This window comes from Nocardia terpenica (assembly GCF_013186535.1).
GTDB classification, from domain to species: Bacteria; Actinomycetota; Actinomycetes; order Mycobacteriales; family Mycobacteriaceae; genus Nocardia; species Nocardia terpenica.
In genome coordinates, this window is sequence record NZ_JABMCZ010000005.1 from 967,827 (window position 1) to 983,760 (window position 15,934).

At 67.8% G+C, this 15,934-nt stretch carries 13 protein-coding genes and 4 tRNA genes; 10 read left to right on the forward strand and 7 right to left on the reverse strand.

All coding sequences use genetic code 11. The annotated features are described in order from the left end of the window. The 5 genes from HPY32_RS40160 to HPY32_RS40175 all read right to left on the reverse strand — a co-directional run bounded on the left by HPY32_RS40160 (nt 1) and on the right by HPY32_RS40175 (nt 5,650). On the reverse strand, nt 1–1,794 hold the full coding sequence (locus tag HPY32_RS40160; RefSeq protein ID WP_171983279.1) for a thiamine pyrophosphate-requiring protein: 1,794 nt from the start codon (nt 1,792–1,794) through the stop codon (nt 1–3). A 449-nt stretch (nt 1,795–2,243) separates the two neighbouring features. After that, a complete protein-coding gene (locus HPY32_RS40165) occupies nt 2,244–3,398 on the reverse strand; it encodes an AraC family transcriptional regulator (RefSeq protein WP_171983280.1) in 1,155 nt (384 codons plus the stop codon). A 599-nt stretch (nt 3,399–3,997) separates the two neighbouring features. Next, nucleotides 3,998–4,603 (reverse strand): DUF8020 domain-containing protein, encoded by a 606-nt coding sequence (locus tag HPY32_RS40170; protein ID WP_067587414.1) that lies wholly within the window; start codon nt 4,601–4,603, stop codon nt 3,998–4,000. Nucleotides 4,604–5,160: 557 nt separating this feature from the next. Next, on the reverse strand, nt 5,161–5,424 hold the full coding sequence (locus HPY32_RS44210) for a hypothetical protein (protein WP_067587411.1): 264 nt from the start codon (nt 5,422–5,424) through the stop codon (nt 5,161–5,163). 154 nt (nt 5,425–5,578) lie between these two features. After that, a tRNA-Val gene (locus tag HPY32_RS40175) sits at nt 5,579–5,650 on the reverse strand. Between the two features lie 316 nt (nt 5,651–5,966). Between HPY32_RS40175 and HPY32_RS40180 the strand changes: the two genes are divergently transcribed. The 3 genes from HPY32_RS40180 (at nt 5,967) to HPY32_RS40190 (ending at nt 6,225) form a co-directional block, all read left to right on the forward strand. Then, nucleotides 5,967–6,039 (forward strand) — tRNA-Gly (locus tag HPY32_RS40180). Between the two features lie 23 nt (nt 6,040–6,062). Further along, nucleotides 6,063–6,133: transfer RNA gene (locus tag HPY32_RS40185), tRNA-Cys, on the forward strand. Between the two features lie 17 nt (nt 6,134–6,150). Next, nucleotides 6,151–6,225, forward strand: a tRNA-Val gene (locus HPY32_RS40190). 56 nt (nt 6,226–6,281) lie between these two features. Here HPY32_RS40190 and HPY32_RS40195 read toward each other — a convergent pair. After that, the gene (locus HPY32_RS40195) at nt 6,282–7,049 is read right to left on the reverse strand and encodes an ArsR/SmtB family transcription factor (RefSeq protein WP_156674414.1); all 768 of its coding nucleotides are present in this window, start codon (nt 7,047–7,049) and stop codon (nt 6,282–6,284) included. A 594-nt stretch (nt 7,050–7,643) separates the two neighbouring features. On the opposite strand from HPY32_RS40195, the gene HPY32_RS40200 reads away from it, so the two are divergent. The 5 genes from HPY32_RS40200 to HPY32_RS40220 all read left to right on the forward strand — a co-directional run bounded on the left by HPY32_RS40200 (nt 7,644) and on the right by HPY32_RS40220 (nt 12,885). Next, entirely contained in the window at nt 7,644–9,026 is a 1,383-nt protein-coding gene (locus HPY32_RS40200; RefSeq protein WP_067587408.1) for an MFS transporter, read from the forward strand. Between the two features lie 172 nt (nt 9,027–9,198). Next, the gene (locus tag HPY32_RS40205) at nt 9,199–9,414 is read left to right on the forward strand and encodes a CbtB domain-containing protein (RefSeq protein WP_067587405.1); all 216 of its coding nucleotides are present in this window, start codon (nt 9,199–9,201) and stop codon (nt 9,412–9,414) included. 21 nt (nt 9,415–9,435) lie between these two features. Next, complete coding sequence (locus HPY32_RS40210; RefSeq protein ID WP_067587402.1) at nt 9,436–10,284, forward strand: CbtA family protein; 849 nt, start codon at nt 9,436–9,438, stop codon at nt 10,282–10,284. Beyond that, the gene (locus HPY32_RS40215) at nt 10,281–10,856 is read left to right on the forward strand and encodes a histidine phosphatase family protein (protein WP_067587399.1); all 576 of its coding nucleotides are present in this window, start codon (nt 10,281–10,283) and stop codon (nt 10,854–10,856) included. Before HPY32_RS40210 ends, HPY32_RS40215 begins: the two co-directional genes overlap by 4 nt. 841 nt (nt 10,857–11,697) lie before the next feature. Beyond that, nucleotides 11,698–12,885, forward strand: a complete 1,188-nt coding sequence (locus HPY32_RS40220; RefSeq protein ID WP_067595702.1) for a hypothetical protein — start codon at nt 11,698–11,700, stop codon at nt 12,883–12,885. A gap of 137 nt (nt 12,886–13,022) precedes the next feature. On the opposite strand, the gene HPY32_RS40225 is transcribed toward HPY32_RS40220, so the two are convergent. Further along, complete coding sequence (locus tag HPY32_RS40225; protein WP_231951614.1) at nt 13,023–13,961, reverse strand: hypothetical protein; 939 nt, start codon at nt 13,959–13,961, stop codon at nt 13,023–13,025. 210 nt (nt 13,962–14,171) lie between these two features. Between HPY32_RS40225 and HPY32_RS40230 the strand changes: the two genes are divergently transcribed. Both HPY32_RS40230 and HPY32_RS40235 read left to right on the forward strand, forming a co-directional pair. Next, complete coding sequence (locus HPY32_RS40230) at nt 14,172–15,398, forward strand: MFS transporter (protein WP_067587396.1); 1,227 nt, start codon at nt 14,172–14,174, stop codon at nt 15,396–15,398. Then, nucleotides 15,395–15,934: a GNAT family N-acetyltransferase gene (locus HPY32_RS40235; RefSeq protein ID WP_067587393.1), complete on the forward strand. Its 540-nt coding sequence runs from the start codon at nt 15,395–15,397 to the stop codon at nt 15,932–15,934. The genes HPY32_RS40230 and HPY32_RS40235 overlap by 4 nt, the downstream gene beginning before the upstream one ends.

Below are 15,934 nucleotides of genomic sequence, written 5' to 3' on the forward strand. Positions count from 1 at the left end.
TCAGTTGTGGTGGTGGGGGATGAATTCTTGTGCTTTGGTTTTGGTGCCTTGGGTGATCAGGTGCCAGGCGTTGGGGTCGCCGCGCAGGACTGCTTCGGCGGTGGATTTCATCTGTTCCCACGTCGCGTGCGGGGGGATGGGCGGCACCTCCGGGTCACATCGCACATCCAGCACGGTCGGCCGGTCCGCCGACAACGCCTGCCGCCACGCCCCCGCCAGGTCGTCGGGGTCGTCGACCGCGACCGCGCCCAACCCGAACACGCGGGCGACGTCGGCGTAGGACAGGTCCGGGAGGGATTGGGACTGTTCGAATTTCGGGGCCCCGCCCATCGACCGCAACTCCCAGGTCACCTGATTGAGATCATTATTGTGGAACACACACACCACCAGCCGCGGATCGGCCCACCGGTCCCGATACCGGGAGATGGTGAGCAGTTCGGCCAAACCGTTCATCTGCATGGCCCCGTCCCCGACCAGGGCGATGACCGGGCGGTCGGGGTGGGCGAACTTCGCGCCGATCGCGTAGGGCACCCCCGGCCCCATCGTCGCCAACGTCCCCGACAACGACCCCCGCATCCGGCCCCGCACCCGCCAGCAGCGCGCGTACCAGTTCGCCGCCGACCCCGAATCCGCGGTCACGATCGCATCCTCCGGAATCCGCCGCGACAACTCCCACACCACCCGCATCGGATTCACCGGCCGCGCACCCAGCATCGCCTGCCGCTCCACCGTCTCCCACCACCGCCCCACATTCGCCACGACCGTGTCCCGCCACGTCGTATCCGATTTGCGTTCCAGCAACGGAATCAACTCCGCCAGGGTGGTTTTCGCATCACCGACCAGGCACACCTCGACCGGGTACCGCATCCCGATCATGGTCGCGTCGATATCGATCTGCACCGCCCGCGCCTGCCCGAACTCCGGAAGAAACTGCGAATACGGGAAATTCGAACCCACGATCAACAACGTGTCGCAATCACGCATCAACTCATAACTCGGCCGCGTCCCCAACAACCCCACCGCCCCCGTCACGAACGGCAGATCATCCGGCAACACATCCTTACCCAGCAGCGCCTTGGCCACCCCCGCCCCGACCCGCTCGGCCACCTCCACCACCTCCCCCGCCGCACCCCGCGCGCCCTGACCGACCAGGATCGCCACCCGGCGGCCCGCGTTCACGATCGCGGCGGCCTCCTCCACGTCGGCGCGGGGGGCGACGATCCCGGCCCCCAACACCGCGGGCGGGCTGGAGGGGACCTGCTTGAACTCGTGCGTCGGCGGCTCATAGGGCTCTTCTTGCAGGTCGGCGGGAATGATCACCGCCGTCGGAGCGGACCGGGCACGCGCCACCCGGAACGCCCGATCCAAGGCATTCGGCAACTGGGCAGCCACGTTCACCTCGACCAGGTAGTCGCTGGCCACATCCTTGTACAACGACTGCAAATCCACCTCCTGCTGATAACTACCCCCCATCGCCGACCGCGCGACCTGCCCGATGATCGCCACCACCGGCACATGATCGAGTTTCGCGTCGTACAGGCCGTTCAACAGGTGAATCGCCCCCGGCCCCGACGTGGCGGTGCACACGCCGACCTCACCACTGAACTTGGCGTACCCGACCGCCTCGAACGCCGCCATCTCCTCATGCCGCGCCTGCACAAACACCGGATCATCCCCAGCCCGCCCGAACGCGGCGACCAAACCATTGATCCCATCACCCGGATACCCGAACACCCGGGCCACACCCCACTCCCGAAGCCGCTGTAAGACGTAATCACCAACCTGCTGCGTCATCCCCTTCTCCTATCCACATCGAGTCCTCTTTGCCCGCCGCTTACCCGACCCACACCGACCAAACCACGCGTATGACCACCGGGTGGTGGAGCCGGGAATCGCCCTCGACCGCTCAGCAGGAACTGACCCCGACCGGACTGCTGGTCGTGCCTAGACCGCCGACCAGGCATAGGCAAAACCGTCGACGTGGCACGCCGACTCCAGTTGGGTTGCGCGATCCTGGAGATAGCAGAGGAGTTATGCCGAGTGAGCATCGACCCATCCGGAACGAAGTGGTTCAGGCCCAGTCGCAGCCACTCGGCCCGCAGCGAACGGTCGCACTCGGCAACGGCGACCGGCCTGATCGTCTCGGAGATCTCGGAATTCCCAGCCGCTCCAACAACATCGGCAATCAGCACATCCTCAACGACGTGACCACCGACCGCGAAACCGCAACCTGGCCATCCTCCTCACCCGCAAGGGGCGCCCGCATCGACGCGCGCCAATTCCCGGAGCCGCCGGGTATCGCTCGGCGGTTCACCGTTCCATCGGATGTAGGCGCGGCGGAACTCGCGGGCGTCGCTGTAGCCGGTCTCGGCGGCGATCTGCGTGATGGTCATGGTGGTCTCGTGCACCAGGAACAGTGCTCGTCGTTGCCGAACCCGGTCCAGGATGTCGCTGAAGCGTTCGTCCGCGGCATTGAGCCGTCGGCGCAATGTGCGCTCGGTGACGAACAGTCGGTCGGCGACCTCGGCCATCGTGATCGACCTGCGCAGGTTATCGCCGAGAATGGCCTCGACCGACGCAACGGTGTCGTGTTGACTGCTCGTGGCGGCGGCCATGCGCTTGACCGCATCCAGCGCTGCGGCCAAATTGGCCTCGTTGTGCGTGCGGATGGGCCGGGCGAGCAACTCGGTGGCGAAGCTCGCCTCGGTCACGCCGCAATTGAACTCGATCGGGCAGCCGAAGTATCGGCGATACTGCTCGGCGTAGACCGGTTTCGGATAGCCGACGCTGGCGTGCACCGGGATGATCTCCTCGTTCAGCACCGACCGCGAGAACAACAGCGCGTTGGTGAACGTTTCCTCGATCAGGAAGCGAGACAGTTCCGGATCCGGAATGCGCTCGTAGACCCGAAGGGTGCTCAGCGGATCGCCCTGCACCAGTTCGTAATCCAGCAGGCTGCCGCACAGGCGGTGCATCTCGATTCCCAAGCCGAAGGCTTCGGTGCCGGTCCGGCACGATCGCATCGCGAAGCCGAGAACGCCGAATCCCACGATCGCATTGCGCGCACCGACCTCCACACCCAGCGGTCCGTCCGGCAGTGCACGCAGGGCACGGCGAAGAATCGTCGTGGCCTGCCGGAACGAGACCAGGCTTTCCGGGGCGTCCAGTTGCCCCGGCAATACCCCGGTCCCGACGAACCACGGGTCCGGGTCGAAACCGCGTTCGGCAGCGATATCGCGCAAGCGCGCCAAGATGGTCGGCGGGATGGTGGCGACACTAAATTGGGGATCGCAGATGTCCATCGACGGCAACTCCTTCGATCGCAGCACGTCGACTTCGTGCTGGTCGCGCTGGCAGAGCACGATCGGAACAGGGTCATGTCGCCGGACGGCCGCCACGGTCGCATTCGACGGGCCGCGGTGGTGACCCTCGTGCGCGATGCGCGAGGAACCGCTGGCGGTGTCGTTCGGCCGAGCTGATGTGGGGTGATCTTCTCACACAGTTGACCGCGTAGCAACCTTTCAGTTAACTTCCGCTTACGGCACGGCCCGCATCGGACGATGGCCGCCTACACCCCCTCGATGGCCGCAGTAGCCCTGTGAAAATACGTGCGATAATGCCACGCTTTTTCGAGTATACGATCTCGAATTCTTCGGCCGTGGGGCCGTGGTAGAAACGTGTGATCGGAAGCCACCGCGTACTCATATCTCGGAAAATTAACGACAGTTGCATTACTTCCGATTGTGACGACCGCTGCCGTCGGCGTCGCATCCGAAAATGCCCGGTCGGCTCCACATCCGGAGAATCTGTGCTCATCGAAGCCGATCTGGGCTCGTCCAATACTTCACGACCATCAATGAACCGTTCACGCCGTCGCCCCGCAAATGATTGGATTTCCTTGTGGCCGAAGATGAGCGAGCTCGTCACGAACGACGCAGTCGTGCGGGCCACGAATAAGGATTCGTGGCCCGCACGACTCGTATCCGGCGGCCGATCGTCAGAGCACGACGGCACCGACCACGGCGCCGATCGCAGCGCCGACCGCACCACCGATGAACATGCCCGGGATGGCGCCGAAAACGAGGAACGGCAGACCCACCGCGAACCCGACGGCGGCGCCGATCGCGACACCGATGATGGCACCGGCGGAGGCGCCGAGCAGACCGACCTGCTGCTCACCGGGCAGATTCGCCCGCACCTGCGGCATCACGACATCACGCATGCCCTTGTCGAAGGTCGCATTGTCGACCGGGGTATTCCAGTCCGGGGTCCCCAGGGTCAGGGTGCCGCCGTCCGCACTCACCTGCGGCTCCAGGCTGACCGAACGCCCGGCAACCTGATACGCCAGCGGAGCGTGTTCGATCACCACGCCGTCCGAGTTCTTCACCACGAGCTGACCGTCCGATACCGAGAACGAGCCACCGGTCAGACGAGTCGTCACACCCTGCTGATTGTCGGCCAGCGATGTGGTGTAGCCGACCCCCTGATCGGTACCGCTCAGCGGCGATGCCGGAGCGGCGGGTTCGGCATCGGCCACGGCGGCCGCGATGCCCGTCGCGGCAATGGCGAGAATCGACGTCGCCACAAACTTCTTGATCCTCATGCTAATCACAACCTCTCGGTTTCATCGACGATCCAGCTCATTTTCCGGATCGGGGACCCAACCGCGGCAGGCCGATAACTACAGATTGATTGCGACCGACCTGTCGACAATTGGACTATGAACCTGGCTGCATCCGAATCGAGCCACGCCCGCCGTCAGATACAACCCCGATGTGAAATTACTGGCAGTCAGTGACCTTATTCGTGGCGTATTTCCCACATGGAGGGTTACAGCGGACAGTTCCGGGGTCCGACCGGACAGTGCCACCCGGCAGACCCGGCAGCGGCGCAACCGGTCGACATGAGATTGCCCGGTGTTTGCACGCTAGGCGGATTCACCCGGCGGCAGCGCCGCCAGCATCGCGAAGATTCTGGTGCAGATTTCGGCCGCCTCGAGAGTCGATGCGTCCCAGTCGATCCCGTCGACCATCCCCCGTCAGCGGTCTGGTATTCGGCTTCTTGTATCGAATAGGGTTGGGCCCGAACAGCATCCAAGAGTGTTTTCGTGTCGAGAGTAGTAGTCCTCGACACGAAAACACCTGATCTAATACTGCCGTGTCAGAGGAATCCACCCGGTTGGCTATCACCCAGCGTGTGTAGCCATGAGGTCATTCGGAACCACTCGCCCGGCAGATCCGCGCGACACGCCCACGCGTGCACCCGACTGCCCCGCTCGGTGTGCACCAGCCAACCTCCGATGCGCTCACTCCGGATCGCCGAGGCCGGAATGCGCCAGAAGTGTTCGATGTAGGCGGCGGACAGTTCGGTGTCGAGGGTGGAGGTGCGCTTGGGCGTATAGAGACGGAATGGATTGCACTCCAACGGCTTCCGAGCATCACTCGAGAATTTCGGCGCTGCCTCGGTTCCGCGACGCTTTACGTCAGCCTTTGGCATGTCCGCCAGTAGCGATACTGCACGTATAGTGCACAAAAGCGGCCGGTCATTGCAGAAAACCGCACTGACCAGCCGCTTCGAGTGGTCCCAGCTGGTTTCGAACCAGCGACCTCTCGCGTGTGAGGCGAGCGCTCTCCCGCTGAGCTATGGGACCTTGCGTGGGAATCCGGGGCGGGCTGCGGGGCTCGCTCCGAACGAGATGAAACATTAACACGCACCACCCTTGTCACACCAAATCGGGGGTCTACCTGGGGGTTTTCGGAGCGGAGGGCTGGGGTGCGGATAGGGAGTGAGGGTGGCGGGTTGTCGAACGGGAGGTGGGGCGGCGGTGACGTGGGGGCGAATGGGGAATTACAGACTCGAGATTCGTATTTACCCCTGCTCACCAGGCGATTTGTTACTCGCTCGGATTGTCGGCTAATGTTCTCTCTCGTCGCCGGGTGGCACGGAAGAGCCACCGGGTGGGACATGCGGATGTAGCGCAGCTGGTAGCGCATCACCTTGCCAAGGTGAGGGTCGCGGGTTCGAATCCCGTCATCCGCTCGAAGGCCAACCCGGCCTTGGTTGGCGGTGTGGCCGAGTGGTGAGGCAACGGCCTGCAAAGCCGTGCACACGGGTTCGATTCCCGTCGCCGCCTCTTAGAGGCAAGACCATGCGCGATTAGCTCAGCGGGAGAGCGCTTCCCTGACACGGAAGAGGTCACTGGTTCAATCCCAGTATCGCGCACCACCTCCTGAAGGGGGCCCGGATATCCGGGCCCCCTTCAGTCGTTTCCCGGGCTGTGGTCAGGCGGCCAGTTCTACGCCCAGCACTCGATCCAGTACGCGCGCACCGGAATCGGTGAGTCGCAGCGCGCGGCGTGAATCGTGGCGGACCACCCATCCTGCCGACTCCATCCGGGTGAGAACCGCCGCGCCCAGGGCTCCGCTCAGGTGGTGACGCTGTTCGCTCCAGTCGACGCAGAAGCGTAGTAGCGGGCGGCGCTGGTCCAGGGCCGACTCGAGGTCGACGCCCAGCCGGTCGAACAGTGATTCGGCGTTGGGGCCCAGGCGGTACGGATGCTCGCGCAGTGGTGCGGAGATCGGATCGCCCTCGGCGCGAACGGTTCCCGTGATGCCGTCGGTGCGTACCAGCGCCTCGTGGGTGAGCAGGGCCTCGGTCACCGCCACGCCCAGGCGCCCGGCCAGATGGTCGTAGCAGCTGCGCGCTCGGCGCAGGGCGGCCGCCCGGGTGGATTCCCGCAGCGATCGCACCGGGCGGGTCGGGGCCAGCACGGCCAGTGCCTCGATCGCCGCGCCCACGCGCTCGTTCGCCAGCCGGTAGTACCTGTGCCGACCCGACCGCTCCACGGTCAGCAACCCGCCGTCCACCAGCCTGGACAGATGTTCGCTCGCCGTCGATGCCGCCACCCCCGCCTCGGCGGCCAGCACCGACGCGGGCAGGGCGCGGCCGTCGGCGAGGCTGGTCACCACGCGCGCCCGGGTCGCATCCGCCAGTAATGCGCCGACCGCGGCGATATCCGCGTAGCCATACAAGGGGCGATCATCGTTCATGAGACCAGTGTGTCGCGAAGATACTTCGGTTGGCACCGAAGCGTCCTCGCACGCTCTGTGGATTCCGGCCACAAACACGCCGGAATCACGAATCGCCACGCGGAAGGACGACCGACCACACTGACCGGCGAATGCCCCGGAACGACCAACTAATACGCCGACCGAGGAATGGCCACTCGGAAGGACGAACAAACACACCGACCGGCGAATGATCACCCGGGACGACGCACGACCACACCGCCCGACGAGTGAGCACTCGGAACGACCCACGACCACACCACCCGACGAGTGAGCACTCGGAACAACCCACGACCACACCACCCGACGAGTGAGCACTCGGAACAACCAACAACCACATCGACCAACGAGTGATCACCGGAACGACGGAATACGACGCCTGAACGATGGCCTGCTTTCCCGAAGACGAAGGGCCACTCCCGAGCGACGAACGACCACGCTGGAGCGGATCGTCAGGTCGGAACGGCGGATGACCGTGCGGCTGCCGCGGAGGGATTCAGCGGCTCAGCGGGTGCGGTGCGACCGGGTGGCAATAGTTCGGTCGGGGGCGAAGGGTTTCGGGGAAAGACTGCCCGCATGGATGTTTCGACAATCGTTGCCGCGGACGTCGAGCGGCGGGGGCGGATACTGGGTGTGATGTGCGCCGGGATGTTCCTGGTGCTGCTGGATGTGACCATCGTCAATGTCGCGCTCCCGAGCATCGGGCACGGGCTGCGGTCGGATGTGGCGATGTTGCAGTGGGTGGTGGACGGGTATGTCGTCGCGATCGCGGGACTGTTGTTGGCGGGCGGCACGATCGGCGATCGGATCGGGCATCGGCGGGTGCTGCTGGCCGGGTTCGCGATCTTCGGGGCGGCCTCGCTGGTGTGCGCGCTCGCACCGACCGTCGGGGTCGTGATCGCGGGGCGCGTCGTGCAGGGTGTGGGCGGGGCGCTGCTGCTGCCGGGCACGATGGCGGTCATCGTGGAGGCGTTTCCCGAGCGCGGCGAACAGGCCCGCGCGCTGGGCACCTGGGCGGCGTTCTCCTCGCTGGCGCTGCCCGCCGGGCCGCTGCTGGGCGGATTCCTCGTCGGCTGGTTCGGGTGGCGACCGGTGTTCTGGATCAATGTGCCGCTCACCGCGATCGCCATCGCCGCGATCCTGCTGGTCGTGCCGGATCGGCCCGGGGATCGGCGCGGGCGGCTCGACGTGACCGGGCTCGCGGGATTCGTCGTCGGACTGGTCGGCTTCGTGTTCACCGTGATCTCCGCCGGGCATCGCGCGGGACTGCCCGTCGTCGGGATCTCGGCGCTGGTGACCGTGTTGGCGCTGAGCGCGGCGGCGATGTCGTCGAGCCGCAGCGATCATCCGGTGCTCCCGCTGGACCTGTTGCGTCGCAAGGAGTTCCTGAGCTCGAACGTGGTCGCGCTGACCATGAACCTGATCTTCAACGGGACGCTGTTCGTGGGCATGCTGTATCTGCAGGACGTGCGGCACTTTTCGCCGATCGTCGCCGGAGTGACGGTGTTGCCCATGGCGATTCCGCTGGTGGTGCTGGCGCCGGTGTCGGGACGGATCACCGCCCGGCGCGGGCCGCGCGCGGCCGTCGGCCTCGGCTGCGCGATCGCCGCCGCCGGATCGCTGCTGCTGATCGGTGTGCGGGCGACGGGCGGAATCGGCTGGCTGCTGGCCGGTTTCGGGCTGCTCGGCGGCGGCGCGGGACTGGCCACCGCCGCCGCGGTGGCCGCGGTCGTGCGGGCCACTCCCCCGGATCGGGCCGGGCTCGCCACCGGGATGTCCAATACCTCGCGGCAGATCGGGACCGCGTCCGGGGTGGCCGTCTTCGGCGCGGTCGCGGGCGCGCCCACCGGCGGGCACTTCGTCGGCAGCATTCATGCGCTCAGCGCCGCCGCGGCGGTGGCCTGGGTGGCGGCGCTGGCGCTGGCGCGCTTCGGCATTGCCGGAGCGCATCGCGATTGACCTGCTCGTCGCCGATTCGTATCGTGAGTGAGCGATGATTCGAGGAATCCGGTGCAACTCCGGAGCGGTCGCGCCACTGTGAGCATCCGGTCCGCCGGGTGCGAGTCAGACCCTCGGCTCATTGCCACAACGATGACGGGGACGCGAAATCCCCCGTAGTAGAGGAGAAGTCGTGGCCACGTCCTACGCTCCCCGCACCGGCCTGGGCGCCGTGCAGCTGTCCATTCCGACCACCGCCCTGTGGCTGGTCGGCACCACCGTGCTGGCGCTGCTGGCCTACTACTTCATCGGTATCGATCAGGGCGCGGTGTCGATCTTCGGCAGCGATATGCACGTGCACGAGTTCGTCCACGACGGGCGGCACTTCCTCGGATTCCCCTGCCACTGACGCGGGAGCAGAGCCCACACAATGGAAAAGCGAATCATCGGCCGAGGTGTGTTGCTGGGCGCGCTCGGCGGATTGCTGGCGTTCGTCTTCGCCCGGATTCTGGCCGAGCCGATCATCGGTCGCGCCATCGACTACGAGAGCGGGCGCGACGACGCGCAAATGGCCTTGGACAAGGCCGCCGGGCGTCCGATGCCCATGGAGGGCGCCGAGCTGTTCACCCGCGACGTGCAGGCCAATATCGGGCTCGGGTTCGGGGTGATCGTGTTCGGCGTCGCCATGGGGGCGCTGTTCGCGGTCGTGTACACGGTCTGTCTGGGCCGGGTGGGCGCGCTGCGGTCGCGCACGCTCGCGCTGCTGGTGGCGGCGGGCATGTTCGCGACGCTGTACGCGGTACCGTTCCTGAAGTATCCGGCGAACCCGCCGTCGATCGGGCATCCGGAAACCATCAAGGAGCGGACCGGGTTGTATGTGGCCATGGTGGTGCTCACGGGTGTGCTTCTGCTGGGCGCGATCTGGCTAGGCCGGAAACTGCGGGCGCGGCTGGACACCTGGACCGCCACGATCGCGGCCGGTGTGGCGTTCGTGGTCGCGATCGGCGTGGTGATGGTGCTGCTGCCCCCGCTCGGGCACCTGTCGGCCAATCACGCCTACGGCGACTTCGACACCGAGACACCGCGACCGCTCACCGACCCGACCGGCCGGATCGTCTATCCCGGGTTCCCGGCCGACGACCTGTTCCACTTCCGGCTGTATTCGTTTGCGGCCCAGGCCATCCTGTGGATCGTGATCGGGGTGGGCTTCGCCTGGCTGGCGCCGCGGCTGCTGGGTGAGGACCGGGAGACGAACTCCGCCACCGCCATCGCCGGATGAGTACGGTCACCCGGCTCACCCTGGTGACGCACGCGATCACCGATGCCGTGCAGCAGGCCGGGTTTCCCGCCGACGAGCCGCTCAATGCGCTCGGGCTGCGCGCGGTCGAGAAGATCGGCAGGTTTCCGGAGGCCGATTCGGACCGCACGGTCCGGGTCGGCCCGGAGGCCCGGACCCGGCAGACCGCGGCGGCGCTCGGGCTCGATGGTGCCGTGGAACCGGCACTGGCCGATCTGCATTGCGGCTCATGGTCTGGAGCGACCATGAACGAGGTACCGCCGGAGCAGCTCGGGCAGTGGCTGGGCGATCCCGGCTTCCGGGAACACGGCGGAGAATCCATCGAGGACCTGCTCGGACGCGTCCGGGCCTGGCTCGCCACGCTGACCGAGCCCGGTCGCATCGTGGCCGTCACCCACCCCGGAATCGTCCGAGCAGCGGTACTGCTCACCCTCACCGCGCCCGCCGCGTCCTTCTGGCGGATCGACATCCCACCGCTCAGCGCCACCACCCTGCACGGACGCGGGCCCGTGTGGACGGTCCGCAGTACTGCCGCGCCGCTGGCGGGGCAGTAGCCCCCTGCCGACCGGCGGCCGATGGGTACCGACCGCCCGACGATCCAGCCGGTCGGGCTGCCCAACAGCCCGACTGCCTAGCAAGTCAGCAGGTTGGCGGCCCACGGCTCCAATGGCCCGACAGGCCAACAGCCAAAAGCCTCAACGGCCCGGCAAACCAACGGGCCGACAGCCCAACGGCTCCAACGGCCCCGGCAGGTCACGAGTCGGCGGGTCAACAAGTCGACAGCCCAACAGCCCCGACGGCCCGGCAGACCAACAGGCCGACAGCCCAAAAGCTCTAACGGCCCGGCAGGCCAACGGGTCGGCGGCCCAACAGCCCCTATGGCCTGGCAGATCAGCGGCCCAACGGCTCCAATGGGGTGGGCGGCAGACCAACGCATGGCACGCCAACGGGGAGGTAGGGCGACGGATCGGCGGCCCAACGGCTCCGGCAGGTCACGGGTCGGCGGGTCAAAAGTAGGCAGCCCGATAGCCCCGACGGCCCGGCAGGCCAACAGGTCGACAACCCAACAGCTCCAATGGCTCGATAGCCCAACGGGGGCGGCAGCCCGACAGCCCCAATGGCCCGGCAGGTCAGGGACCCAACTGCTCGGACGGAACGGGTCGGCGGACCAATGCGTGGCAAGCATCGGGGAGGTAGGCGACGGGTCGGCGGCCCAACGGGTAGGCGGGCCAATGAGTCGGCGGGCCGACAGGTTGGTGGCTCGGCTACCTGGCAGGTTGGCAGGTGACGGGGGTGGTGAGAATGGCTGTGCCGCAGGGCGACACGGGCGGGGTTGCGACACGTGCGCGGTTCTGGGGGCTACGCTTTCGAACGGACGGGCGAAAGCGGGGAGTGGTGACGACGATCCGGATCGAGGATGGGCACGCCGGACTGCTCGACGACCTGCGCGAGGGTGTGTCGTTCGGGCTCGAGGCGGTGGACGAGACGCTGGCCGAGATGGTCGCCGCGCAGGCCGAGGAGCGCCCGCGCGATGGCGAGCTGATCACCCAGCGGCTCGGTCTCGACGGCGAACGGCCCGAGACGCTGACGATGATCGGGGCCCGGTACGCGTATTCGCGCGACCGCACCCGCCAGCTGTACACCCGCGCGGTCGGGCAGATGGTGCGGCGGGTGCAGGCCACCGGCCATCCGGACACCGCGATCTTCGCCGAGCGCTACCCGGTCGGCTGGGGCGACGAGCGGCTGGTGCGTACCTTGCTCGCCGAAACCTATGTCACCGACGTCGATCTCGCCGCGCAGGAGCTGGCCTACCTCAAGCTCCGGCTGGCCGGGCACGCGCTGATGGACGCCAAACGCATGGCGGGCTTCGTCTTTCAGCGCATCGCGGGCTGGCAGCAGCGCGGGCGCTGGCATCCGGCGGAGCCGCGTCCGGTCGAACCTGTTGCGGGACAATTGATTCCGCTGCTGCGGCGGGTGGAGTGGGCGCGTACCGAACCGACCGACCTGCCGGAGCTTCCGCTTCGAACCGTCGATGCCGGGGACGACGCGCGCGGCTCGATGTACTCCGAAAAGCTCGGCAGGGAAACGACGTTCGACACGGCGCTGGAGGCGCGGCTGCTGCGCATGCTGGACGGCAGCGAGCAGGTCGCCGCCTTCACGGAGCGGCCGCTGGCGGTGCAGTACCGGCTCGACGGCACCGAACGCCTGCATCACCCCACCGTCGCCGCCCGGCTCACCGACGGGCGCGCCGTGCTGATCGATGTGGTGCCGCTGGGCCGCGTCGCCGTGTACGGCAATCGCGCCAAGCTCGACGCCGCCCGCGACCGGGCGCACGAACACGGCTGGGGCTGGCTGGTTTTCACCGGTAGCCGCACCGGCGAGCCCGACCTGCGCGCCCATACCGTCGACGCCCGCCACGAGAACGTGCTGCGCAACAGACTGGCCGCGGGGCCGCTGGAGTGGACGGAATTCCGCCGCTACGTAGACGAGACCGGCATCGACGTGGTGGACCTCGCATCCATGGTGCTGCGGCACGGGTGGCGCTGGGAGCGAGGTCCGTTCCGGCTGTCGCGGGGGGAGTGATGGTCCCGCACTTCGTGCGGGAAGACGGGGGTGCCGAGGGAAGACGGGGGTGCCGAGGGAAGACGGGGGTGCGGAGGGAAGACGGAGATACGGGAGAGAAGACGAAGGTACGGAGACGGGCAGGGCGGGCCGCCGCGTCAGTGCAGGATCATGCCTGCGGCTATGAAGGCGATTATCAGGAGCATGGCGAAGCAGGCGATCAGTTGCCAGTGCATGAGGGCGGTGCGTTGGCGGGAGACGGTGATGCGGAGGGTGGCGTCGACGCGGTCGTGGTCGGCGAGGCGGCGGCGGGCGCCGTCGAGTTCCTCGGCGATCTGTTCGTAGCGTTCGAGGCGGTGCAGGAGCTTGTGCACCTGCTTGGCCTTGTCCCGGGTCGCCTTGCGCGCCAACGCCACCGCGGTGCGCTCGTACATCAGCTCCTGCCGCTGCTGCGCGATGACGAGCGCCTGCGCGCGCGTGTGCTGTTCCCAGTCGGTCACCGTCGCCCATCCTCCCGTGTTCTCGTCGCGGTAGCCCCAGGCCACCTCGCCCGCGACCCAGCGCTCGATGAATTCCCGTACCCCGCAGGTCTTCTCCCGCGGGACCACCGCTCCGGTGGGGCCGCACTCCAGCAGCCCGGACACCACCCGGTAGTCGCACACCGCGGGCGCGAAGTCGTCCACGGCGAGCGCGGGCACCGGCGGCACCCAGAAGCCGGGCGGGCACAGCCACAGCACCTCGTCGCAGCCGACCGCCCGCAGCCGGGCGGTGCGCTCCTGCGCGTGCACCAAAGAGACCGGCGCACTGCGCACTTCGATGGCGCACAGCCGGGCCCCGCGCCGCCACAGCACGCCGGTGGTCTGCGCGCCGAGCGGCTTGTCGACCTCGGCGTCGTCGGCGCCGCAGGCGAGCAGCCGCCCGCGCAGCCAATACTTGAGCCGCTGCACGTCCCAGCGACAATCGCCGCAGTCCGCCTCCCGGCAGCGCTCACCCGTGCGGTGGCCGCGCGGATTCGGTTCCACCGCAGGCAGTTCCAATTGGTCGGGTGGGGCCAGCACTACCGCGCGCCCGATCTCGACCTGTTCCTCAGCGCTCATGCCCGCACCGCCCCTACCCGTCAACCAGCCGACCCGATCTCGGATCCACTCCCTCCAGAGTGCCGCAAATGGCGGCTGCCTTCATGTGATCCTGACAGGATTCGTTATGGAACCGGGAGCGTGGCGTGATCATCGGTGGGTCGGATGGTGATCATGGTCTCGATTCGATTTCGCCGCACCCGATGTCCCGCCGGCGATTAGGCTGCGCGCATGATCACGCCCGTGCTCTCCCCCGGCTCGCCGCTGCGTGGCGCGCGGGTGGCGAATTCGGTGGCGTTCGGGTTGCAGGGCTTCTTCCTCGCGGTGATCCTGACCGAGCTGCCGCAGGAGAAGGACCGCTTCCACCTCAGCGACACGCTGATTCTGCTTGCGGTGGTGCTCATCTCGCTGCTGGCCGCCGGGGGCAGCCTGCTCGCCGAGCGGCTGGCCGTGCGGTGGTCGAGCCGGGTGGCGCTGCGGTTCGGGCTGGCGCTGATCGCCGTCACCGGCGTCGGGATCGGGCTGGCGCCGAACACCGCGGTGCTGTTCGTGGCGCTGGGGGTGTACGGGATCGCGGTCGGCGTGGTCGACGCCGGTACCAATATGCAGGCGGTGTTCATTCAGCACGGGTACGGCACCTTCGTGCTGTCGTCGTTCTACGCGGCGTGGAGCGGAGGTTCGATCCTCGGGGCGCTGTTCGTGTCCGCCTGCGAGAAAGTCCATGTCACACTGCGGGAATCGGTGCTCACCGCCGCCGCGATCGTGCTCGTCGCCGGGATCGCGGCGGGCCGGAGGCTGCTGGGCACCCGGCAGGCCGAGGCCGATCCCGGCGACGCGGGCACGACCGCGGTCACCCCGCTGCGGGCGTATCTGGCGCTGGGCGTGGCGATGGCGCTGGTGTTCGCGATCGACCTCGCCGTCGGCAACTGGTCGGCGCTGTACCTGCGCGACGGTCTGCTGTCCTCGTCGTCGACCGCCGCGCTCGCGCTGGCCTGCTACCAGGGCGCGTCGCTGCTCACCCGGCTCACCGGCGACCGGTGGGTGCGGCGGTTCGGGCCGCGCGCGGTGGTGCGGGTGGCGGCGGCGATCGGCACGGTCGGCCTGGCGATCGTGGTCGGCGCGCCCGGACCGGTGCCCGCGCTGATCGGATTCCTGATCGCCGGGCTCGGCCTGCCCGTGATCGCGCCGCTGTGCTTCAGCGAGGCCGGGCGGCTGACCGGCGGCCGGGGTCTGGACGCGGTCATCGCGCGGCTGAATCTGTTCAACTACGCGGGCACGCTGGTGGGTGGCGGCGTGGTGGGCGCGCTGGCCGCGGCCGCGAGCCTGCGGATCGGCTTCGCGATTCCGCTGGTGTTCGCGCTGGCGCTGATCGCGGGCGCGCGGTTCTTCCATACCCGTGACGGGTCCAGCGGTCGTGCCGCCTCGCCGCCCGCGAGTCGTGCTTCACTGGACTCATGATCGTCAACCCTGTCACCGTGGACCGGGCCGGACTGTGGGACGCCGAGGCGCTCAGCGATGTTGCGGCAGCGACGTTTCCGCTGGCCTGCCCGCCCGAGCTGACGCCGGAGGACATCGAGGGTTTCATTACCGAGGCGCTGTCGGACGAGCGCTTCGGCGACTATCTGACCGATCCGGACCGCACGGTGCTCAAGGCCGTGGCCGACGGCGACATCGTTGGTTACACCATGCTGACCGCCGGGGAGCCCGCCGACCCGGCCGTCGCCGAGGTCGTCGATCGCCGCCCGATGATCGAGATCAGCAAGATGTACGTGCTGCCCGGCCACCAGGGCAGCGGGGTGTCGACCGCGCTCATGCAGGCGGCCATCGACAGCGCCCGCAGCGGCGGATACGCGAGCGTGTGGCTGGGCGTGAATCAGGACAACGAACGCGCCCGGCGCTTCTACGCCAAACACGGATTCCGCACGGTCGGCACGAAATCCGTGTCCTTCGGCGCCCGGACCTGCCGGGACTACGTGATGCGGCGGGAGCTGTGA